General features: G+C 33.3%; 22 protein-coding genes. 5 read left to right on the top strand and 17 right to left on the bottom strand.

Features of this window, described 5'->3' with window-relative positions:
- Positions 1 to 263 precede the first annotated feature (263 nt).
- The 8 genes from pyk to ML436_08245 form a co-directional block, all read right to left on the bottom strand.
- Positions 264 to 2,021 carry a pyruvate kinase gene (gene pyk, locus ML436_08210; GenBank protein UMT77182.1) on the bottom strand — a complete coding sequence of 586 codons (1,758 nt, stop codon included), beginning with the start codon at positions 2,019 to 2,021 and terminating at the stop codon, positions 264 to 266.
- Between the two features lie 21 nt (positions 2,022 to 2,042).
- Entirely contained in the window at positions 2,043 to 3,011 is a 969-nt protein-coding gene (pfkA, locus tag ML436_08215; protein ID UMT77183.1) for a 6-phosphofructokinase, read from the bottom strand.
- A gap of 293 nt (positions 3,012 to 3,304) precedes the next feature.
- Positions 3,305 to 4,249: an acetyl-CoA carboxylase carboxyltransferase subunit alpha gene (locus tag ML436_08220; protein ID UMT77184.1), complete on the bottom strand. Its 945-nt coding sequence runs from the start codon at positions 4,247 to 4,249 to the stop codon at positions 3,305 to 3,307.
- Positions 4,249 to 5,106, bottom strand: coding sequence for an acetyl-CoA carboxylase, carboxyltransferase subunit beta (gene accD, locus ML436_08225; GenBank protein UMT77185.1), 858 nt, complete (start codon positions 5,104 to 5,106; stop codon positions 4,249 to 4,251). Before accD ends, ML436_08220 begins: the two co-directional genes overlap by 1 nt.
- 192 nt (positions 5,107 to 5,298) lie before the next feature.
- Complete coding sequence (locus ML436_08230) at positions 5,299 to 6,528, bottom strand: NAD-dependent malic enzyme (GenBank protein ID UMT77186.1); 1,230 nt, start codon at positions 6,526 to 6,528, stop codon at positions 5,299 to 5,301.
- Between the two features lie 444 nt (positions 6,529 to 6,972).
- Positions 6,973 to 10,170 (bottom strand): DNA polymerase III subunit alpha, encoded by a 3,198-nt coding sequence (locus ML436_08235; protein UMT77187.1) that lies wholly within the window; start codon positions 10,168 to 10,170, stop codon positions 6,973 to 6,975.
- Between the two features lie 20 nt (positions 10,171 to 10,190).
- On the bottom strand, positions 10,191 to 11,132 hold the full coding sequence (locus ML436_08240; GenBank protein ID UMT77188.1) for a bifunctional oligoribonuclease/PAP phosphatase NrnA: 942 nt from the start codon (positions 11,130 to 11,132) through the stop codon (positions 10,191 to 10,193).
- 403 nt (positions 11,133 to 11,535) lie between these two features.
- Positions 11,536 to 12,834, bottom strand: a complete 1,299-nt coding sequence (locus ML436_08245) for a CBS domain-containing protein (GenBank protein UMT77189.1) — start codon at positions 12,832 to 12,834, stop codon at positions 11,536 to 11,538.
- A gap of 204 nt (positions 12,835 to 13,038) precedes the next feature.
- Between ML436_08245 and ML436_08250 the strand changes: the two genes are divergently transcribed.
- A complete protein-coding gene (locus ML436_08250; GenBank protein UMT77190.1) occupies positions 13,039 to 13,452 on the top strand; it encodes a universal stress protein in 414 nt (137 codons plus the stop codon).
- Positions 13,453 to 13,720: 268 nt separating this feature from the next.
- Here ML436_08250 and ML436_08255 read toward each other — a convergent pair whose 3' ends face one another.
- Positions 13,721 to 14,410, bottom strand: coding sequence for a metal-dependent hydrolase (locus tag ML436_08255; GenBank protein UMT77191.1), 690 nt, complete (start codon positions 14,408 to 14,410; stop codon positions 13,721 to 13,723).
- Between the two features lie 174 nt (positions 14,411 to 14,584).
- On the opposite strand from ML436_08255, the gene ML436_08260 reads away from it, so the two are divergent.
- The gene (locus tag ML436_08260; GenBank protein ID UMT77192.1) at positions 14,585 to 15,640 is read left to right on the top strand and encodes a Xaa-Pro peptidase family protein; all 1,056 of its coding nucleotides are present in this window, start codon (positions 14,585 to 14,587) and stop codon (positions 15,638 to 15,640) included.
- A 207-nt stretch (positions 15,641 to 15,847) separates the two neighbouring features.
- On the opposite strand, the gene ald is transcribed toward ML436_08260, so the two are convergent.
- Entirely contained in the window at positions 15,848 to 16,966 is a 1,119-nt protein-coding gene (gene ald / locus ML436_08265) for an alanine dehydrogenase (protein UMT77193.1), read from the bottom strand.
- A gap of 140 nt (positions 16,967 to 17,106) precedes the next feature.
- On the opposite strand from ald, the gene ML436_08270 reads away from it, so the two are divergent.
- The gene (locus tag ML436_08270) at positions 17,107 to 17,607 is read left to right on the top strand and encodes a universal stress protein (protein UMT77194.1); all 501 of its coding nucleotides are present in this window, start codon (positions 17,107 to 17,109) and stop codon (positions 17,605 to 17,607) included.
- Between the two features lie 347 nt (positions 17,608 to 17,954).
- Here ML436_08270 and ML436_08275 read toward each other — a convergent pair whose 3' ends face one another.
- Entirely contained in the window at positions 17,955 to 19,172 is a 1,218-nt protein-coding gene (locus tag ML436_08275) for a tyrosine-type recombinase/integrase (GenBank protein ID UMT77195.1), read from the bottom strand.
- A gap of 81 nt (positions 19,173 to 19,253) precedes the next feature.
- Positions 19,254 to 19,457 carry an excisionase gene (locus ML436_08280; protein ID UMT77196.1) on the bottom strand — a complete coding sequence of 68 codons (204 nt, stop codon included), beginning with the start codon at positions 19,455 to 19,457 and terminating at the stop codon, positions 19,254 to 19,256.
- On the opposite strand from ML436_08280, the gene ML436_08285 reads away from it, so the two are divergent.
- Positions 19,441 to 19,692, top strand: a complete 252-nt coding sequence (locus ML436_08285) for a hypothetical protein (GenBank protein UMT77197.1) — start codon at positions 19,441 to 19,443, stop codon at positions 19,690 to 19,692. The two genes, ML436_08280 and ML436_08285, sit on opposite strands and share 17 nt — an antisense overlap.
- A gap of 225 nt (positions 19,693 to 19,917) precedes the next feature.
- Here ML436_08285 and ML436_08290 read toward each other — a convergent pair whose 3' ends face one another.
- Together ML436_08290 and ML436_08295 are read right to left on the bottom strand one after the other, a co-directional pair.
- Positions 19,918 to 20,148 (bottom strand): helix-turn-helix domain-containing protein, encoded by a 231-nt coding sequence (locus tag ML436_08290; protein UMT77198.1) that lies wholly within the window; start codon positions 20,146 to 20,148, stop codon positions 19,918 to 19,920.
- The gene (locus tag ML436_08295; protein UMT77199.1) at positions 20,145 to 20,567 is read right to left on the bottom strand and encodes a sigma-70 family RNA polymerase sigma factor; all 423 of its coding nucleotides are present in this window, start codon (positions 20,565 to 20,567) and stop codon (positions 20,145 to 20,147) included. Before ML436_08295 ends, ML436_08290 begins: the two co-directional genes overlap by 4 nt.
- Positions 20,568 to 21,071: 504 nt before the next feature.
- Here ML436_08295 and ML436_08300 point away from each other — a divergent pair.
- Complete coding sequence (locus ML436_08300; protein UMT77200.1) at positions 21,072 to 21,425, top strand: helix-turn-helix transcriptional regulator; 354 nt, start codon at positions 21,072 to 21,074, stop codon at positions 21,423 to 21,425.
- A 59-nt stretch (positions 21,426 to 21,484) separates the two neighbouring features.
- On the opposite strand, the gene ML436_08305 is transcribed toward ML436_08300, so the two are convergent.
- From ML436_08305 to ML436_08315, 3 genes are all read right to left on the bottom strand, one after another.
- On the bottom strand, positions 21,485 to 21,652 hold the full coding sequence (locus tag ML436_08305; protein UMT77201.1) for a cysteine-rich KTR domain-containing protein: 168 nt from the start codon (positions 21,650 to 21,652) through the stop codon (positions 21,485 to 21,487).
- A gap of 118 nt (positions 21,653 to 21,770) precedes the next feature.
- The gene (tet(M), locus tag ML436_08310) at positions 21,771 to 23,690 is read right to left on the bottom strand and encodes a tetracycline resistance ribosomal protection protein Tet(M) (GenBank protein ID UMT77202.1); all 1,920 of its coding nucleotides are present in this window, start codon (positions 23,688 to 23,690) and stop codon (positions 21,771 to 21,773) included.
- A 15-nt stretch (positions 23,691 to 23,705) separates the two neighbouring features.
- Positions 23,706 to 23,822, bottom strand: a complete 117-nt coding sequence (locus ML436_08315; GenBank protein ID UMT77203.1) for a tetracycline resistance determinant leader peptide — start codon at positions 23,820 to 23,822, stop codon at positions 23,706 to 23,708.
- Between the last annotated feature and the right edge of the window lie 7 nt (positions 23,823 to 23,829).

Here is a 23,829-nt window from a genome sequence, read left to right on the forward strand (position 1 = left end):
AAGGCATTTCTATCGAATAATACTAATAGAAACACCTTTTTATGTTACGTATAAATTTAATTTTTTTAATATTGTTCAGCAACTTCAGGTCACAAATCAATTATAAATAGTTGAGAAATACAAATTAAGAAACATCATTAATTTGTATAGAATTGCTGTATAAGCTCTTTTTTTAATAATCAAAGATATCTCGACGCCACATTATAAACTCCTAAAAAAGCCTCTCCATTCATTTCAAATGGAGAGACATTTTTATTTATAAATTATAGTACGTTTGCATAACCTTCAAAGATTTTTCCTTGAGCTGCATCAATCGTAACTAATACGTTATTATTAATGTTTTTAACAGCTTTTTCTACGCCTACAACTGTTGGAATACCTTTTTCTAAACCAACAATTGCACTTGGTGAAGTGATGCCATTTTCTTCAGTGATTAAGCCTAAAGCTTTTTCAACATATGGTACAAATGTTTCGTCAATTGAATTTGTAACGATGACCTTATCAGATAAATCTTTACCTTCTAAGTCTTTAACTGTTTCAGCAACTAATGTAGTACCTACTACAGATCCACGTCCAATTCCTTGTCCACTAGCAATTTCATCACCAACTAAATGAATTTTCATCATATTAGTAGTTCCTGTTTCACCAGTTGGTACACCAGCAGTAATAATGATTAAATCACCATTTGATACTCTACCTGTTTCAACTGCTGTCGCTACTGCATTGTTTAACAATGCATCAGTACTTTTACGGCCTTTTTTAACTACAGGTTGTACACCCCATACGATTGAACATTGACGCGCAGTTTCTTCACTTGGAGTTACTGCAATGATATCTGAATGTGGACGATATTTAGAAATTGTACGTGCAGTTGAACCACTTTCAGTAGCTGCCACAATAGCTTTAACGTTTAAGTTCAAAGCTGTATGCGCAACTGAAATACCAATTGCATTCACTAATGAAGTTTCAACTAATTTTGTACGATCTGATAATAATTTTTTGTAGTCTTGTGCAGCTTCAGCTGATACAGCGATGTTTCTCATTGTTTTAACAGCTTCTTCTGGATATAAACCAGCAGCAGTTTCACCAGATAGCATAACTGCATCTGTACCATCATAGATAGCATTGGCAACGTCACTTGCTTCGGCACGTGTAGCACGAGGATTACGTTGCATTGAATCTAACATTTGAGTTGCTGTGATTACTGGTTTGCCTAATTTGTTACATTGTCTGATTAAGTCTTTTTGAACCATTGGCACTTTTTCAGGTGGAATTTCTACACCCATGTCTCCACGAGCAACCATCAAACCGTCAGATACTTCAAGAATTTCTGCTATATTATCAATACCTTCTTGGTTTTCAATTTTAGGGAATACTGAAATATTAGCATTTTGTTCTTCTAAGATTTCACGAATTTCTAAAACATCACTAGGACGACGTACGAAACTAGCTGCGATAAAGTCTACATTTTCTTTAATACCGAATCGAATATCTTCAGCATCTTTTTCAGTAATACCAGGTAAGCTAACTCTTACACCAGGTAAGTTAACGCCTTTTTTATTTTTAAGTTCACCAGAGTTTAAAATGTCACATTTAACTTCTTTTTTGTCATGGTCAATATCTTTAACTTGTAATTCAATTAAACCATCATCAAGTAAAATGTATGAACCTACTTGAACATCGTTAATTAAGTTTTCATATGTTACTGAGAACTTTTCAGGTGTTCCTTCAACTTCATTCATGCTAACGATAACTTCGTTACCACGCTCAAGTTCAATGATACCGTCTTTCATATTATGCGTACGAATTTCTGGACCTTTCGTATCTAATAAAATTGCTACAATTTTATCTAAGCGTTTAGCTACTTTACGAATTGTATCAATTCTACCTTTGTGTTCTTCATGACTACCATGTGAAAAGTTTAATCGTGCTACGTTCATACCAGCATTGATTAATTTTTCAATCATTTCTTCTGATTCTGAAGCTGGTCCAATTGTACATACAATTTTAGTTTTTCTCATTTTATAATTCCTCCTGAAATCTTATATAGATAACTTGTTAGCAAGTTCATATAGGCTATAATCAAATTTATGGTCTTTACCATCGAAAATTTCATCAAATGATGTCGCTACTATTTTATTGTTTTTAATACCAACACCTTTAGCTGTTTCACCTTGCATTAATAAGTCTACCGCATAACCACCTAAACGTGATGCTAATACTCTATCTGCGCCTGTCGGACTACCACCACGTTGAACGTGACCTAAAACAGATACTCTGTTATCAACATTAATGTATTCTGATAATTCCTTTTGGCATTCTTGAGCTGTCATACATCCTTCAGCTACAAGAACGATTGAGTGTTTTTTACCACGTTTAATACCTTGTTCAATTTTATCAGCTATTTCTTTAATATCTGTTTTCACTTCTGGTACTACAATTGTTTCAGCACCTACTGATAATCCAGCCCATAATGCCAAGTCACCACAATCACGTCCCATTGCTTCAATGATAAAAGTACGAGCATGACTTGAAGCAGTGTCTCTAATTTTATCGACTAAACCAATAATTGTGTTTAATGCTGTGTCGAACCCAATTGTAAAATCAGTACCATTGATATCATTGTCAATCGTACCAGGAATACCGATAGTTTGAATTTCTTTGCATTCTTCACTAATACGTTGTGCACCACGATAACTACCGTCTCCACCAATAACTACAAGTCCCTCAATGCCTCTTTTACGTAAGTTTTCAATAGCAACTTTACGTACTTCCTGTTCTTTAAATTCCGGACACCTTGCTGAATACAAGAATGTACCTCCACGTTGAATCGTATCCCCAACTGAACCTAATTCAAGCTTATGGATATCATCATTTAGCAATCCTTGATAACCATGATACACACCATAAACTTCAATTTCGTTGTAAATTGCTGTACGAACAACTGCTCTAACGGCAGCATTCATTCCAGGTGAATCTCCACCACTTGTTAAAACTGCAATTTTCTTCATGACGACATACCTTTCTATAACTGATTTATCTTTAACTCTAAATTACCACAAATTCATATGTCATTCCATCAAAACTAATGTATTGAATTGATGTAAACGTTTTAAATAATGAATTTTATTTTAACTTAATTAAAAAAAGATTAATAGCCACAATTTTGACTACTAATCTTAATGATAAAAAGTACAAACTTATTGAAATGTATATTATTAAAACTTCATTTGGGCATTGAATAGTATACTTTAATTTGCAAATTGCTTAATGAATAACACGGTAGAATAATTGCTCGTTATATTTATTCAATATAAGAACCAATATTTCGGAATTTTTCAAACCGATCATTAGCAATTTCATCACGAGTCAATTTTTCCAGTGAATCTAATTGTTCTACAAATGCAGTTTTAATCGCTAATGCTTGCTTTTCAATATCTTTATGAGCACCGCCTAATGGTTCAGAAATAACATCATCAATGATACCAAGTTGCTTAATATCATGTGCAGTGATTTTCATCGTTTCAGCCGCAATTTTGGCTAAATTACTATCTTTCCATAATAACGCAGCTGCGCCTTCTGGAGAAATTACAGAGTATGTACTATTTTCAAGCATTAATACTTTGTTAGCAATTCCGATGCCTAATGCTCCACCACTACCACCTTCACCAATGACAACAGCAATAACTGGCACTTTTAGAGAAGCCATTTCAATTAAATTAGTCGCAATAGACTCACTTTGTCCACGTTCTTCAGCGGCTTTACCAGGGTATGCACCTTTAGTATCTATAAATGTGAAAATTGGTCGATTGAACTTCTCAGCTTGTTTCATTAAACGCAATGCTTTTCGATAACCTTCGGGATGAGCCATACCAAAGTTACGATAAATATTATCTTTAGTATCTTTACCACGTTGTTGACCAATCACTGTAACAGCACGACCATTTAAAAAGCCGATACCACCAATCATCGCAGGATCATCTCTAAAGTTACGATCACCATGAAGCTCCATAAACGAATCAAAAATATAAGGAATATAATCCAAAGACGTTGGTCTTTCTTGTAAACGTGCAATTTGAACACGATCCCAAGGTTTTAAGTTTGTATAAACTTTTTTCGTCTCTCTTTCTAATGACGCTTCAAGCATGTCAATTTCTTCTTGTAAATCCACATCATTTTTATCTTGAGATTCTTTTAATGATTCAATTTTATTTCGAATTTCAAAAAGTGGTTTTTCAAAATCTAACATTATTTAGTCACCTCTTGATGGATTTTTAGAATTTCAGATAATGTTTGACGCATTTCTTTACGATGTACAACTTTATCTAATTGTCCATGCTCTAATAAAAATTCTGCCGTTTGGAAATCATCAGGTAATTTTTCATTAATTGTTTGTTCAATAACACGACGACCTGCGAAACCAATTAATGCTTTCGGCTCGCTTAAGTTGATATCACCAACTGATGCAAAACTTGCAGATACACCACCAGTAGTTGGATGTGTTAAATATGAAATATATAGCAATCCGGCATCTGAATGACGTTTTAAAGATACACTTGTTTTACCCATTTGCATTAACGAAATGATACCCTCTTGCATACGCGCACCACCACTTGCAGAAAATAATATAAATGGCAGACGATGCTCAGTACAGTAATCGATAATTCGACATATTTTTTCACCAATTACTGACCCCATACTTCCCATTCTGAAACGAGAATCCATTACAGCAACGCCATATTTCATACCTTCTAATTCTGCAGTTCCAGTAACTACAGCTTCTTTAAGACCTGTCTTTTGTTGGTCTTTTTCAATTTTTTCTAAATAACTTGGAAAATCTAATGGATTCGCAGAGGTCATTCCCTTATCGAATTCTGTAAATGATCCTTCATCAGAAATTGCTTCAATACGTTTATATGCTGTTAAAGCAATATGATGATCACAATTAAAGCACACATTTAAATTTTCAGCTAATTCTTTTGTGTACATAATCTTCTTACATTTCGGACACTTAGTCATAATGCCTGCTGGTACATCATTATTTTTAGAGTCTTGCACTGTAAGATATTTCTTTTTCTTTGTTCGATTAAAAAAATCTTTAAACATAGGAAAACCTCCAAATAACCTCTGTTCTAACCATTTAGAGCCTTAAACTGAACTTGACCAGTTAAAAACGGGTTGAAATTTATTTGATTTATATTCGATTATTTATTGAATGTTTATCATAAACTTTCATTTTCATCACTTTAATGACTCTTCATTGCCCTTTTTAAGCAATCACATTTAAACTTTTAAAATTTATTGTAAATCTGTCAGTTTCATTGTTTTATCATACACATCTTGTGGATCAACTTCAATTCTAGCTACACCAGACTCCATTGCTGCTTTCGCAACATTACTTGCAACAGATGGTGCAACACGTTTATCAAATGGTCCTGGAATACAATAATCTGCATTTAATTCATCGCTATTTATTAAATCCGCGATTGCTTCTACAGCTGCTTTTTTCATTTCTTCATTAATGTGAGTGGCTTCTACTTCTAAAGCCCCTCTAAAAATACCTGGAAATGCTAGTACATTATTAATTTGGTTTGGGTAATCTGAACGCCCTGTTCCAACTACACAAGCACCAGCAGCTTTTGCATCATCAGGTGTGATTTCAGGATTTGGATTAGCCATTGCAAAAATAATCGGATTGTCTGCCATGCTTTTAACCATATCTTGTGACAATGCATTAGCAACAGACACACCAATAAATACATCAGCATCCTTTACTACTTCTTCTAAAGAGCCTTCAATTTTATCTTTATTAGTCCATTTTGCTACGACATCTTTTGTAGGATTCATACCATATGAGCGACCTTCGAAAATTGCCCCTTTTGAATCACACATAACCATATTTCTAACACCGTATGCATATAATAATTTAACGATAGCTATACCTGCTGCCCCTGCACCATTAAGTACGACTTTTATTTTAGCTAAATCTTTATTTACAACTCTTAAAGCATTTACTAAACCAGCCATTGTTACAATAGCAGTTCCGTGTTGATCATCATGAAAAACTGGAATGTTAGTTTCTTTTTTTAGTCGTTCTTCGATTTCAAAGCAACGTGGTGCAGAAATATCTTCTAGGTTAATTCCACCATAATTTGGTTCTAAAAGTTTAACTGTTTGTATAATTTCCTCTGTATCTGTAGTCGCTAATGCAATAGGTACACCATTTATACCGGCAAAACTTTTAAATAAAACTGCTTTCCCTTCCATAACAGGAATACTAGCTTCAGGTCCAATATTACCTAAACCTAACACTGCAGTTCCGTCAGTGATTACAGCAACAGTGTTACCTTTTATTGTGTAATCATAAACTTTTCTTTTATCTTCATAAATATCTTTACATGGTTCAGCAACACCAGGAGAGTAAGCTAAACTTAATTCCTCTTTATTAGTAACCTTAACATTCGGTTTAACTTCTAATTTACCATGATTACGTTTGTGCATTTCCAATGCTTCATCTCTTAATGACATGAAATCAGCCCCTATTTCAATATTTATTTGTAAAAACAATTTGGTTAAAACGCATTACATCATAAAAGTAAAAATATTGGGTAAATCCCTTTAAGAAAGAATTTATGTCTTAAATTTTTAGCACAATTAAAAATAAGCGATTCTCATATAATGTTGTTAAAGGCATAGAAATCCTCGCTAATTAAGAAATACCTTTACTTATTATAATAGATAATAAATTTCAAAATACTTGAAAATCAATTTTATTCGTACAATATATCGACAAAATACTTTACTTAAGTTATGTATACTGCTTTTTGTGCTAATTATTCTTATGAATATGTCTTTAACGATAAAGAAAACACATAAAAATAATAAGCATAAAAAACAAATATAAAGTAAACTGATGGTTAATAAATATCTAACCATCAGTTTACTATATCATAATTTATTAGTTGATAAAAGTTAAATAAGCCTAATATCCGCAGGGTTAAAGGATTGTATGAAATTATTAAGCATATCACTTTTTTGATTTATATATCCAATTGCAGTCATTTGTTTTGTTGTTTCATCATAAAAATATAAAGCAATATCATCTGGATTTTTTTGGGTCTGCAAAATCATTTCATCAAATTTTTGTATATTCTCTTTATTTCTAATAATAATTTGATTTGCATTAACTATTTTTTGTTCTTCAAAAGTCTTTAGCGTTTGTAAATTATTAATAATTAATTGTCTCTGTTGCCTTCTTAAATCGAATTTGCCACTAACTATAAACATCTCATTTTGTGAAAGTATATGTTCAAATTTTTTATACTGATCAGGAAACATGACCCCATCTAAAGTAGTGATGCCATCATTTAAAGTGAAAAATGCCATATTTTGTCCGTTTTTAGTTCGGATTTGCTTAATCTTGTCAAATTGAACTAAAATTGGTTTGTTATTTTGTGCATTAGTTAATTTATAAATAGTAAGGTATTGTTTTGTTCCAAACTTTTTGTCAACTGGATGCTGTGATACATAAAATCCCAAGTATTCCTTCTCATATTGACTAATAAGTGTATCGGATAGTTCTTCTTTCTCTTCATATGTTTGTTTGGGCGTTAACATATCGAATAGAAATCCATCTTGATCAAGATTTAAATCACTATCGAGTACTTGATCAATACTTTGTAATAAAGTTGCACGTGTTTTACCAAACACATCAAATGCACCAACTAGTATGAGCGCTTCAAGTAACTTTCTAGTCTTTACACGCTTTGGTATTCTTCTAGCAAAATCAAAGAAATCTTTAAATTTACCATTTTGATATCGTTCATCTACAATGACTTTTACACTTTGATAACCGACACCTTTAATTGTACCAATTGATAAATAAATCCCGTCTTTAGATGGTTTATAAAACCAATGACTTTCATTTATGTTCGGTGGCAATATCGATATACCTTGTTTTTTAGCTTCATCAATCATTTGTGCTGTTTTCTTTTCACTTCCAATTACGTTACTTAAAATATTGGCATAAAAATAATTTGGAAAATGCACTTTCAGATAACTCATAATATAAGCAATTTTAGAATAGCTAACAGCATGTGCCCTTGGAAAACCATAGTCGGCAAATTTTAAAATTAAATCAAATATTTGTTTACTAATATTTTCGTGATAACCATTTTCTTTGGCACCCTCAATAAAATGCTGGCGTTCACTTTCAAGGACTGCTCTATTTTTCTTACTCATCGCTCGTCTTAAAATATCCGCTTCACCATAGCTAAAATTCGCAAACGTACTCGCAATTTGCATGATTTGTTCTTGATATATGATAACACCATAAGTATTTTTTAAAATTGGTTCTAAATCCGGATGTAAATATTGAACTTTACTCGGATCATGTCTTCGAGTAATATATGTTGGAATTTCTTCCATAGGACCAGGTCTATATAATGATGTTACAGCTACAATATCTTCAAAATGTTCTGGGTTTAATTTTTTTAATACGTTTCTTACGCCATCAGATTCTAATTGGAATATACCAGTCGTATCGCCTTGTGATAATAATTCAAATACTTTTTTATCATCGAAAGGAATTTTTTCAATATCGATTTGAATACCTAAATCCTTTTTTACTTGTGACATAATTTGATGAATAATAGATAAGTTACGCAAACCTAAAAAATCAATTTTCAGAAGTCCAATTCGCTCAGCTTCAGTCATCGTCCATTGCGTTAATAAACCTGTATCTCCTTTTGTTAAAGGTGCATAATCATATAATGGATGGTCATTAATAATAATACCGGCTGCATGCGTTGAAGTATGCCTTGGAAGCCCTTCTAACTTTTTACAAATATCAAACCATTTCTCATGTCGATGATTACGATGTACAAACTTTTTGAAACCTTCGATTTGATAAGCCTCATTAAGTGTTATGCCCAATTTATGAGGAATCAAGCTTGAAATTTCATTTAGTGTAATTTCATCAAATCCCATAATTCTACCAACATCTCTTGCAACTGCTCTTGCAAGTAAGTGTCCGAATGTCACTATCCCTGATACATGTAATTCTCCGTATTTTTGTTGCACATATTGAATAACTTTTTCACGACGGGTGTCTTCAAAATCGATATCAATATCAGGCATAGTTACACGTTCAGGATTTAAAAAACGTTCAAATAAAAGGTTGAACTTAATTGGATCAATTGTAGTAATACCCAACAAATAACTTACAAGTGAACCCGCTGATGAACCACGACCAGGTCCAACCATGACATCATTCGTCTTTGCAAAATGGATTAAATCACTAACGATTAAGAAATAATCTTCGAATCTCATATTCGTAATGACTTTATACTCGTATTTCAGTCTTTCTTGATACTTGGCATTATTAAGCTCTAGTTCCTTTAGTCGTTCAACTAAAATTCGCCACAAATAATCTTTAGCTGGTTCGTTATTCGGAGTTTGATATTGTGGGAGCAATGATTGATGATAATTTAATTCAGCTTCACATTTTTGCGCGATGCTATCAGCTTGAATTAAGTAATCTTGATTTATATTTTGTTGCTGAATTTCATTTTCAGTTATAAAATGCATGCCAAAATCTTCTTGATCATGAATTAAATCTAACTTTGTGTTATCTCTTATTGCTGCTAATGCCGAAATTGTATCTGCATCTTGACGAGATTGATAACAAATATCTTGTATCCACACATGTTTTTTATTATTCAACGGTAAACTTTTATGATCTAAATAAGTATCATCGTGTGACTCAAATACTTCGATGATATCACGATGTTCTTCATTAACATGTTTAAAGATAATTACCATATTATCTGAAAATCGTTGTAGCAATTCAAAAGGCACATTATCAATAGCATTTATTTTAATTTCTGATGAAAGTTGATATAAATCTTTTAAACCGTTATTGTTTTTGGCTAAAACAACTGTTTCTACAGTATTTAAGCCATTCGTCACATACAATGTCATACCAAAAATAGGTTTGATATTATTTGCAATGCATGCATCATAAAATTTAGGAAAACCATACAATACATTGGTGTCAGTAATGGCGAGTGCATCAACATTTTCAGACACAGCAAGTCGAACGGCATCTTCTATTTTCAAACTTGAATTTAATAAATCATAGGCCGTATGAATATTTAAATATGTCACCATGATTGAATGGCTCCTTTCTGTTAATTAATTTTTGTACGTAAAGCTTTAGCTAATTGCTCAAACTCGTCCCAATTATTTACCGAAACACCGGAAGCATTCGGATGTCCTCCGCCACCAAAATCTTGAGCAACATCATTGATAACTAATTGACCTTTAGAACGTAATCGACATCTAATTTCAGTACCTTCATCGACTGCAAATACCCATATTTTCAAACCTTTAATGTCAGCTATTGTATTGACAAACTGAGATGCCTCATTTGGCTGAATACCAAATTCTTCAAGTACTTCTTGCGTAATTTTAACTTGACAAAAACCATCTGACATTAATTCAAAATGTTGTAAAACATAGCCTTGGAATGGCAACATTTTCGGATCTTTTTCCATCATTTTATTTAATAAAGCATTATGATCAATATTATGACTAATTAATTTACCTGCAATTTCCATCGTATGTTCTGAAGTATTATTAAATAAGAAACGTCCTGTATCACCAACGATTCCAAGATATAATACGCTGGCAATATCTTTATTAATGATAGCATCGTCATTAAAATGCGAAATTAAATCACAAATAATTTCACTCGTTGATGAAGCATTCGTATTAACATAGTTAATATCACCATATTGATCTATGGCTGGGTGGTGGTCAATTTTTATCAATTTATTGCCTAATTCATAACGATTGTCGTCTATGCGTGGTGCGTTAGCAGTATCACAAACAATAACTAATGCTTCTTGATATGTTGAATCATCAATTATATCTAATTGACCGATAAAACTTAATGATGGTTCTGGCTCACCGACAGCATAAATGCGTTTTTGTGGGAATTTTTGTTGTAAATAATATTTCAAGCCTAATTGTGATCCATATGCATCAGGATCAGGTCTAACATGTCTGTGTATAATAACCGTGTCGTTTTCTTCGACACATTTCATAATTTCATTCATAGTGTTAATCATTTTCATTCTCCCTTTTTCTAGAAAAGTTAATTCGCAGTATGCAGAATAAGTATCATTGATTTTCATAAAAATCATAAACCACTGCCCGATTTATATATTATGTTGTAGTACTTTCAATATACGTCTAATTCATTTTCAATATTTTTATTATTGTTGATTTTATACTTATTGGCTTTCTATTTTACTTCTTACATAGCTAACTTCTATGTTGGGGCTCTCTCCCCAACTTGCACATTATCGTAAAAATTATCTTTTGTTAATTTTTCTTTGTTGGGGCCCCGCCAACTGGCACATTTTCGCAAATATTAGCTATCGCTAATTTTTCTTTGTTGGGGCCCCACCCCAACTGGCACATTTTCGCAAATATTAGCTATCGCTAATTTTCCTATGTTGGGGCCCCCGCCTACACTTCTTCGAACATTTGGCATATGACGAGGGCGCTAGCTACTTTATCGTTGTGGCTATGCATGGTTACTTCTATTTTGGCGAAGTTTCTTCCTACGTCTAGTATTCCGAAATCAACTGTGATATGTGATTCTATTGGTACTGTTTTTATATATACAATATTTAGGTTTTCTATCATTACGTTACCTTTTTTGTATTTACGCATTTCATATTGTATTGTTTCTTCTATAATACTTACAAATGCAGCTTTACTTACCGTTCCATAATGGTTTATTAAAAGTGGTGAAACTTCAACTGTAATTCCTTCTTGATTCATTGTTATATACTTAGCAATTTGGTCATTAATTGTTTCGCCCATTTGTGGCTGTCTTCCTAGTAACTGCATAGACTTTAAAACATCTTGTCGATTGATTACACCAACTGTCTTTTTATTACTTGAAACTACAGGAATTAATTCTATACCTTCCCAAATCATCATGTGTGCACAACTAGCAACTGTGCTCAAGGCATTTACATAAATTGGATTACGTGTCATCACTTTATCTATTTCATCTTCATCTTTCGTATTAATCATTTCTCTACTAGTCACAATTCCAACTAATTTGTATGACTCATTAACAACAGGAAATCTCGTATGTCCAGTACGATTTGCCATCTTCTTATAATCTGCTATTTTCATCGTATCAAATAAAACGGACAATTCATCTAAAGGTGTCATGATATCTTGTACTATTAAGATATCTTTTCGTATTTTTTGATTATACAGTGCTTTATTAATAATATTTGCAACTAAAAAAGTATCATAACTTGAAGATAAAACAGGCAAATCATGTTCATTTGCAAAATTAATAACTTTACTCGAAGGTTTAAATCCACCAGTTATTAATATAGCTGTCCCCCTTGTCAAAGCTTCAATTTGTACATCTTCACGATTCCCAACTATTAGTAACGTTTTCGGTCCAATATATTTTAAAATATCTTTTAGTTCCGTTGCGCCAATTGCAAATTTTGACACCATTTTCGTGATACCTTTATTGCCACCTAAAACTTGGCCATCAATGATATTTACAATTTCATTAAATGTTAAGTGTTCAATTTCATTTCGATTACGCTTTTCTATACGAACTGTACCAACACGATCTATCGTTGCAACCATTCCCATTTTATCTGCATCTTTAATTGCTCGATAAGCCGTTCCCTCAGATACATTCAAAAATTTGGCAATTTTGCGTACCGAAATTTTAGAACCTATGGATAACGATTCAATATAATCTAAAATTTGTTCATGTTTTGTCATTCTTAACCTCTTCTTTTGGAACAGTATTAACTATATTATAACTTTATTTTGAATAAAAAGCATTGAAGTGAAATGAATAAATCAATGTTTAAGCTATTTTATTTTTTCAAATTAAACAACATAGACAAAGATAGTAAAATCTTTAATTTTAAATGGAAAAATCCATTATTATTTATTAGAATGTAAGTGAGGAGGGATGTACTAATGTATAAAAATATATTACTTGGTGTAGACACTCAACTTAAAAATGAAAAAGCACTAAAAGAAGTGTCTAAATTAGCCGGCGAAGGTACAGTAGTCACAATTTTAAATGCAATTAGCGAACAAGATGCCCAAGCATCAATTAAAGCTGGTGTACATTTAAACAAACTTACTGAAGACCGAAGCAAAAGATTAGAAAAAACACGTAAAACTTTAGAAGATTATGGCATTGACTATGACCAAATTATTGTTCGCGGAAATGCAAAAGAAGAACTTTTAAAGCATGCGAATAGCGGTAAATATGAAATTGTCGTTTTAAGTAACCGCAAAGCAGAAGATAAGAAAAAATTTGTACTTGGAAGTGTCAGTCATAAAGTGGCTAAACGTGCAACTATCCCTGTTTTAATTGTTAAATAATCATTTTATCCAGAATTATTTACATCTTAACGTTATGCTATTGACTCAAAAATACGAATCGCAATAGTAAATGTTAAGCATGATGATTCTGGATTTTTATTTTCAAAAATTGTTTATTGGTTATAATACATCTAACTAAAATCACTTAATAACAATGAAATCAAATGAATTAAGACAAATAAAAAACACTTGTTAATGTCATGTACCCAAAAACACATACATCAATTAACAAGTGTTTGTTTTAATTTAATGTTTATTAAATTCCATTTTAAAACTGAACAGCTTCACCAGGTTTTAAAATTTGCACGTCCCCTACATTAACGGCATCTTTAAATTGTTGTGGATCTTGTTCAATTAGTGGGAATGTATCATAATGAATCGGCACAGAAATTTTCGGCTTAATAAATTCATTTATAGCATAACTCGCATCATCAATACCCATCGTAAAATTATCTCCAATTGGCACAAAACATACATCAACAGGATGACGTTTTGCTATTAATGACATATCACTAAATAGACCAGTATCACCAGTATGATAAATTGTTTTTCCTTCTACTTCTAAAATAATCCCCATCGGCATGCCTAAATAAACTGGAATACCATTTTCATGCGTAAAACTTGAACTATGAAAGGCTTGAACAAACTTAACACTGCCAAAGTCTAAATTTGCTTTACCTCCAATATTCATACCATGTACATTTTCAACTCCATGATATGAAGAAAGATAATCAGCCATTTCAGCACTTCCAACTACAGTCGCTCCAGTTTTCTTTGCCAATTCAACAACATCGCCAAAGTGGTCAAAGTGCCCGTGCGTTAATATAATATAGTCTAATTGTAATGCTTCAATAGTTAAATCAGACTTCGGATTATTTGAAATAAATGGATCAACTATGACTTTTTTGCCGTTCCCTTCAAAATAAATCGTTGATTGACCATGAAATGATAACTTCATTTAAGTATCCTCCTATCAATTTCTTTATGATTCTTGTACCCTTTTGCTCCTTCATTATAACAAATTCTTTAATTTTAAAAATTGAAATCATCTAAAATGATACACCTTGATTTTGAAATATGAAAAAAATTGGCATAGAATAAAAGTAATATCATGTTGAGGAGTGTTTATAAAATGACAAATATATCAAAAATTATCGACGAATTAAACAATCAACATGCTGATGCAGCATGGATTACGACGCCTCTGAATGTATTCTACTTTACAGGTTATCGAAGTGAACCACATGAAAGACTATTTGCATTATTGATTAAAAAAGACGGTACACAAGTACTGTTTTGTCCTAAAATGGAAGTCGAAGAAGTAAAAGCTTCACCATTTATAGGTGAAATCGTTGGATATTTAGACACAGAAAATCCATTTTCACTTTATCCACAAACAATTAATAAACTACTAATAGAAAGTGAACATTTAACAGTTGCACGTCAAAAACAATTAATCTCAGGTTTCAATGTCGCTTCATTCGGAGATATTGATTTAACAATTAAACATTTGAGAAATATTAAATCTGAAGATGAAATTGAAAAAATTCGTAAAGCTGCTGAACTAGCAGATAAATGCATCGAAATCGGAGTATCTTACTTGAAAGAAGGTGTCACTGAGCGAGAAGTCGTAAACCATATTGAACAAACGATTAAACAATATGGTGTAAATGAAATGAGTTTCGACACTATGGTTCTATTTGGCGATCATGCTGCATCACCTCATGGCACACCAGGAAATCGTAAATTACAGCACAATGAATATGTATTATTTGATTTAGGTGTAATTTACGAACACTATTGTAGCGATATGACACGTACGGTTAAATTTGGCGAACCAAGTCAAGAAGCACAAACGATTTATAACATTGTGTTAGAAGCAGAAACGTCTGCTATAAAAGCTATTAAACCAGGTATAGCCTTAAAAGATATTGATCACATCGCAAGAAATATCATTTCAGAAAATGGTTATGGTGACTATTTCCCACATCGCTTAGGCCATGGACTAGGTTTACAAGAACATGAATACCAAGATGTATCAAGTACAAATACTAACTTATTAGAAGCTGGCATGGTAATTACAATTGAACCAGGTATTTATGTCCCAAATGTGGCAGGCGTGCGTATTGAAGATGATATTCTTGTTACTGAAAATGGATATGAAGTATTAACAAAATACGATAAATAATCTTCTAATTACTTTAAGAAAAAAGCTAGAAACTGACGTAAAGAATCCAGTGATGATGTATATATGACATATACATAAACATCCTAAGTTCAATTACAGGTCGTTTCTAGCTTTTAATTTATCATTATTTAATTATCAATTACCAAGGTGATTTAAGTATCATTCTTTAAATAGTATAGACACATTCCCTTTTCATTGATTCATTTTTTATAATCGTAACGCTTCTTCAACAGTTTTATACTCTATGCCAAAAGCATCTGCAACACCTTTATTTGTTACATGACCTTTGTAAGTATTTAACCCTAATGATAAAGGCTGATTTGATTTAAATGCTTCTCTAAAACCTTTATTAGCTAACATCAATGCATATGGTAATGTTGCATTGTTTAAAGCTAATGTTGATGTACGTGGTACAGCCCCAGGCATATTTGCAACTGCATAATGAACTACACCATGTTTTATATAAGTTGGATCATCGTGTGTTGTAATTTTATCTGTCGTTTCAAAAATGCCACCTTGATCTATTGCTATATCAATAACAACTGACCCATTTTTCATTTGTTTAATCATATCTTCAGTTACTAGACGTGGTGCTTTGGCACCTGGAATTAATACAGCACCTATTACTAAATCACTATCTTTTACATATAATTCAATATTCAATGGATTAGACATAATCGTATGTACGCGACCATCAAATAAATCATCTAATTGTTGTAAACGCTTTGGATTAACATCTAAAATTGTAACATCTGCACCTAGTCCTAGTGCAATTTTAGCTGCATTTGTCCCAGCTTGACCACCGCCAATAATTGTCACTTTACCTTTCGGAACGCCTGGGACACCACCAAGTAAAATCCCCATGCCTCCATTAAGTTTTTGTAAAAATTCTGCACCAACTTGTGCTGACATTCTACCAGCAACTTCACTCATTGGCGATAATAATGGTAAAGAGCGATCTGGCAATTGTACTGTTTCATATGCAATACTAATAACCTTTTTATCAATTAATGCCTGCGTTAATTTTTCTTCATTTGCTAGATGAAGATATGTGAATAACACAAGCCCTTCTTTAAAATATGGAAATTCAGATTCAAGCGGCTCTTTAACTTTAATGACCATGTCCACATCCCAAACTTTCGCTTGTTCTGCAACGATATCAGCACCCGCTTCTTTGTAATCTATATCTTCAAAGAATGATCCTGCACCGGCATTTGTTTCAACCAATACAGTATGTCCACTTTCAACTAAAGCATGCACACCACTTGGTGACAAACCTACTCGATTTTCATTATTTTTAATCTCCCTTGGTATACCAATTTTCATACCATCCACCTCCATAATCATCTTAACGCGAACGTTTTGAAAGCGCAAACAAAAATCCACAAAATTGTAAAGGTTATTACACTGACTTTTCCGAAAATTGTGGTAAAATAAAAGTAAGAAAGAACAAGGAGGCACTTACTATGATTACTTACAAAAATATTTTAATCGCAGTTGACGGTTCACATGAAGCGGAATGGGCATTTAACAGAGCAGTTGGTGTTGCTAAACGTAACGATGCGAAGTTAACAATTGTGAATGTAATTGATTCAAGAACATATTCTTCATATGAAGTTTATGATGCTCAATTTACTGAGAAATCTAAGCATTTTGCAGAAGAATTATTAAATGGTTATAAAGAAGTAGCAACTAACGCTGGTGTTAAAGATGTAGAAACACGTCTAGAGTTTGGTTCTCCTAAATCTATCATTCCTAAAAAGCTTGCACATGAAATTAATGCAGACTTAATTATGAGTGGTACATCAGGTTTAAATGCTGTTGAAAGATTTATTGTTGGTTCTGTATCTGAATCAATCGTACGACATGCACCATGTGATGTTTTAGTTGTACGTACTGAAGAATTACCTGCAGACTTTGAACCACAAGTTGCAACAACACAACTACGTGAAAAATATCAAAATTAAATATAACTGATTATATAGTATATTCAAGGTAATATTGCCATACAATAGCTATTTAATCGCTTTGAACCAGGTGGAAGTTTCATTTCACTTGGTTCTTTTTCATTTTATCGAAATTGAAACTTTTCATAAATTTCCTTCACTCATTTACGTTCATAAATTATTATTTTTAATAAAAACAAAGTATAAATTTCTAATTATCTTTTTATATTTTCTTAAATGCTCGTAAAGCCTTATTCTATGTGCTTTCGAGTATTTTTACTGTAGGAAGATACTTCACGTTTCTTTGCATATTTCCTCATGTCTTAGCTGTCAGAAGTGGTAAATAAGTAGTAAATTCATTTGTACTACTAAGCAACAAGACGCTCCTGTTGCTTCTCTTTATTCAAGCGTTTCATTTCTGCCATTGCAGAATCGAATGTTGCATGTGCGTAATAGTTCAGCGTCATGGCTATATTAGCATGTCCCATAATGTACTGTAATGCCTTTGGATTCATTCCTGCATTTGCATAGTTGGTACAGAATGTATGTCGCAAACTATGTGGAGTGATGTGTGGCAATTTATCCTCGTTATACTTATTGTATTTCTTAACAAGACCTTTCATCATGCCGTTGTAATCACTTGCCACTTTTGGATAGTTCTTTCTATTAAGAAAGAGGAAATCACTATATCCATCAATCTCAACACGCTTATCATTCTTTCGATTCGCTAACACTCGCTTAAATGCTTGATAGGCTTCTTCAACCATAGGAACTTGACGTTCGCCACTTTTGGTCTTTGGTGTTTCAATGTAGTACCCAATTTCAGTATCTCTCAATAGCTGATGGTCTATATTGACAAGACGATTCTCAAAATCTAAATCTGGAAGTGTCAAACCACCAAACTCTGAAATACGAAGACCTGTTTTTAAGAGTATCAGAATTTCATCATAATTTTTGCTGTAGGTTTTATCAGCTTTTGCAAAGGCTAACAGTTTTTCTTCCTGTTCTTCTGTTAGTACGGTCTTAGGGACAGTATCATCATCAAGAACTGCTTTCAGTTGAAAGTCAAATGGATTCTTCCGAACACAATCATCTTGTATAGCAATATAGAATGAAGCCTTTAAAGAACGTTTGTAGTTATTGATGGTTTGATAAGCATAACCATTTTCACTCATTCTAATAGCCCATTCTTTAGCGTCTGATGGCTTAATACTGTCAATACTTCTTACACCTAACTTGTCTTTCTTCAAAATATCCATAAGATATTTGCGTCCAGTTTCAGTGTTTTTTCTAACCTTTGGTCTTTGAGCGTTCTGTTTTGCGTAAAGCTGGCAGAGTGTCATTTTCTTTCCTACAACATCAATACCATCATGAATGTCTTTCTGTAACTCTGCGATTTTCTCTCTAAGTGAGATACAATCACGCTTTCCTGCTGGTACTCGGTCTGTAGCCACAAGTTTCCACGAGTAAACAAATTGCGGTTCTCCAAATGAATCTATATATTTGTATAAGTATCTTCCGTCTTTTCGTTGGCTCTCTCCAGTCTTTAAGATTCGACCTTTATTGTCACGTCTTTTTTCTGACATGGCATTTGCTCCTTTCCTTTATGGAAAGAGCCTTGATACGACTTAATACTATTTTATCATATACAAGACCCTTTGGCGACGCTAGATTGCGTCCAATGTATCTATAATTTTTTCAAATTGTTTTCGTTTAATCTGAATACGATTGCCATTCATAATCAGCCAATTTGCATTTTTATTTTCCTCTGCCAAGCGTCGTAGCTTGTTTTCGCCAATACGAAAATATTTTGACGCTTCTTCAATGGTTAGGGTATAACGTTCCCAAATAGGAATGTCAGTCTGCTTCATAAAATCCTCCTTTCCAAATCACTTATTTGGATTTCATAAAAGTTGTTTTACCAGCAATCGAACAGCTTTAGCAAAGCTCACGGGAGTTCCACCCCTGCATGGTTCTCATGTAGCCATACTCATTGCCTGCGACGGTTTTATCACGCTCGGACTATTGACTGTATGGGAGTATCATTATCACGATAAGAATGTCGTTGCAGGCAATCCTGCTAAAGATTGCTTCTCGGATCACTAACATGAATCGCTCGCTATCTTTATAAGATAGGTCATGGCGGTTAGTTCCGTTGGCTCTTTTCTTATCGAAACGTATTCGATTACTTTTATTCAGTTTTCAAAGAACAATGGCTCGTTAGCCTATCAAAACACATTGAAAGCTCAATATGCTTTGGTGGAATAACAAACCTCCCTGTTCGGGAAGCGTGGAATGGTTTAGCACGCTTCCACGAAAGGAGAGAGGATATTACTTAATTTCAAATGACAAAATCTTTGTAATCAGTCTGGTTTCCATTCTTCCACGTAAGACTTCATCAACGACCATACTTTGATTGCCATATTCATCTTTCATAAGTCGTAGGGAACGCTTCGTTATGTACCCTCTGTAATGATGTAGAATCTGGTTAATCGCTTCGGTATCGCCATCTGTTGCCTTTACAATGAGAGGAAAGGGAATCATAGGATATTGTGTTTTCATTCTTCAAATTCCTCCATAAACTTTTTAATTAAGGCTAGTCCACTGGTTCTATGCCGATAGACAGTAGAACGGTTCAATTTCAACAGGTCTGCAATTTCTGAATCGCTCATGTCCATAAAGTAAAACAGCAGTAGAATTTCACGTTTCTTGTCTGGCAACTCACGTAATGCTTCACTCAACAAATCATTTTCAACGCCTACTGATAACCCATTGAGTGTAAAAATCTGAAAGTCAGTTGAATAGTTATCTGTTGTCGCAAACTGGCTAACAAGATAATCGCCAACATCCGAAAAGGACACCTCACGCTTTGCAATCCTTGAAAGATAAAGCATATAATTCTTTCGCTCGTCTTCCATAGCACGTTTACAGATATAGTCAAACTGATTTTCTATTGTGGTCTGAAAAGAAGATGGTTTCATGTTTCTCACCCCCTTTCTGTCTAGGAAAGGAAGTGAGCCTTGCTCGTTTATCTCCTTTCACTCTTAGTCCCAATGTGAAAGGGGGATTTGTTGCATTACTGATAAATAAACTTTGTAAAAAAGTTCTGAATAGCCAAAAAAGCATATAAACAGATTTATTTCTCTGTTTACATGCTTCTGTTATTCTATCTATATGATTTATAAAACCACATTGGTGGACGTACTTATCTATTGCAGATAGACGACTTTTTTTGACAAGAACCCAATGTAAGGAAATTTATTGTATATGATGTACTTCATGGCGACGTTGACCTCCAACAAACCGCCATTTGGAAGTAATATACAATATTTTAACAGCGTAAATAGCACTACCATATAACGGTTTTTTTTATTGGCGTTTAGTAGTGCTTTTTATTAAATATAAACCTATAAACCATATAACACGTTTTTCTATACCTGTTTTTAATTCAGTAGGAACAATAAAATGTATAGAGGTGGTCTACTATGCGTAAAAAAGAAGATAAATATGATTTTAGAGCCTTTGGTTTAGCCATTAAAGAAGCTCGATTGAAACGAGGTTTAACTCGTGAACAAGTGGGAGCATTGATTGAAATTGACCCACGGTACTTAACTAATATTGAAAATAAAGGGCAACACCCCAGCATACAAGTTCTTTATGACCTTGTATCGTTACTTCATGTTTCCGTTGATGAATTTTTCTTACCTGCTAATAACTTGGTAAAAAGCACCCGACGATTACAGATAGAGAAATACATGGATAGCTTTACAGACAAAGAACTATCCTTAATGGAATCTTTAGCCAGCGGTATCAACGAAGCAAGAAACATCGAAGACTAATTAAAAGAATCCATACATAACGGAAAGAGCCGATAAAATGAGATTGTATTAATCTCATTTTATCGGCTCTGCGTCTTTGCGTCTGGCTCTGTAATCACAGTTACTTTGAACTGCTTTATTTCAATTAAATTTTCTTGTCTGCATTTCGGACAATAGAGGGGGAATTTTTTTAATTCAGTATCTTCCCTTATCTTTAATCGTGTTTTATTTCCACATACAGGACACAATATCCACTTGTAGTTTATAATAACTATCTCCTCCTTTACACTTTAATTCAAATCTTTATTAAAAAATATTTCATCTTATTTAACAAGAAACCATATTTATATAACAACATAAAATACACTAAGTTATTTTATTGAACATATATCGTACTTTATCTATCCGACTATTTGGACGACGGGGCTGGCAAACAGGTTCACCGGTAGTAACATGGTACCCTTTTAACTCTGTTAAACAAACACTACGTCCATTTGTAAAGAAAGTTAAATCACTACGATATTCTTGAATACACCGAGCAGGGATTTCTCCACTAAGAATGACCTCATTATTTTTCAATTGAGTGTCTACGATGTTCGCACAATATTTAGGAGCATCGTTGTATGCTCGTGAAAGATATTCCTGTGGCGCATAAATTTTAAAACTAAGATATGGCTCTAACAATTCTGTTCCAGCTTTTTTTAAGACTTGTTCCAATACAATAGGAGCAAGCATCCGAAAATCTGCTGGGGTACTAACAGGGCTATAGTATAAGCCATACTTAAAACAGATTTTACAGTCCGTCACATTCCAACCATACAATCCTTGTTCACAGCCATAGCGTATCCCCTCCATAACTGCATTTTGAAACGATTGATTTAAGTATCCAAGAGAAACCGAGCTCTCATACTGCATTCCACTTCCCAACGGAAGCGGTGATACAGATAAACCAATGGAAGCCCAGAAAGGATTTGGCGGCACTTCGATGTGAATGGTATATTCTGCATTTTTTAACGGTCTCTCCATATAAATGACTGTAGGCTCTTTTAGTTCTATCTCCACATGATACTTTTCTTGCAACAGTGCACTAATCACTTCCATTTGTACTTTCCCTAAGAAAGAAAGTATAATTTCATGTGTCGTAGAATCCACGTAATATCGTAGAAGCGGATCACTATCTGAGATTTCCAAAAGGGCATCAAGCAACATTTCTCTCTGTTCAGGTTTACTCGGTTCAACAGTTGTTTGTAGTAGAGGGTGCGGATTTTCAATCTTTTTTCTCTGTGGCAATAGTTTTGTATCTCCTAGAACACTATTTAACTTCAAAAACTCATTTTGCAAAATAACAATTTCTCCAGAATAAGCTCTATCAATCTTACATAATTCACCATTTATTGAAGTATACATTTCTGTAACTTTTATTTTTTCTTTTTCTGATACTCTAACCGAATCTCGTAAATGTAGTACTCCACTATAAAGGCGTATATATGCAAGACGTTGTCTTTTTTTTGTATATTCAATTTTGAAAACATTTCCGCAAAGTTCAGACGGACCTCGATGTGTTGATGAATAAAATTTATTAGTAATAACTTCTATAAGGTTATCAATCCCTATATTACTTTTTGCACTTCCATGATAAAGAGGGAACAGAGAACAATTCTGAAATCTTATGCTTTCCTCTTGTTCGAGTTCCAATGCTTCTAATGATTTACCGGACATATATTTCTCTAAAAGGTCATCGTTTCCCTCTATTACCGTATCCCATTGTTCAGATTCGGTAAAGTTCGTCACACACATATTAGGATACAGTTCTACCTTCTGTTTGATTACAATTTCGGCAGAAAGTTTCTCTTTAATATCCTGATAAACCGTTGATAAATCAATTCCATTTTGGTCAATCTTATTGATAAAAAAGATTGTGGGAATCCCCATTTTCCTAAGTGCATGAAATAATATACGAGTTTGTGCTTGTACGCCATCTTTTGCAGAAATCAGTAGAATTGCCCCATCTAAAACTGATAATGAACGATATACTTCTGCTAAGAAATCCATATGTCCTGGCGTGTCTATGATGTTCACCTTCGTATTTTCCCACTGAAAAGAGGTTATTCCTGTCTGAATTGTAATTCCTCTCTGACGTTCTAAAAGCGTATTATCCGTCCTCGTTGTACCTTTGTCCACGCTTCCTAATTCTGTAATCGCTCCACTGTTATATAATAAGCTTTCTGTTAAGGTAGTTTTTCCTGCATCAACATGAGCTAAAACTCCAATATTAATAATTTTCATGTGATTTTCCTCCATTCAAAAACCCAAAAGGGCATAAAAATCCCAGTGATAAATACTTTTATCACTGGGATTTTTATGCATAACCATAGGCATACAAAGCATACAGATATTCTCCGGATACTTTAGAATCACATGATAA

Origin of the sequence: Staphylococcus roterodami (assembly GCA_022493055.1) — a bacterium.
Lineage (GTDB): Bacteria > Bacillota > Bacilli > Staphylococcales > Staphylococcaceae > Staphylococcus > Staphylococcus singaporensis.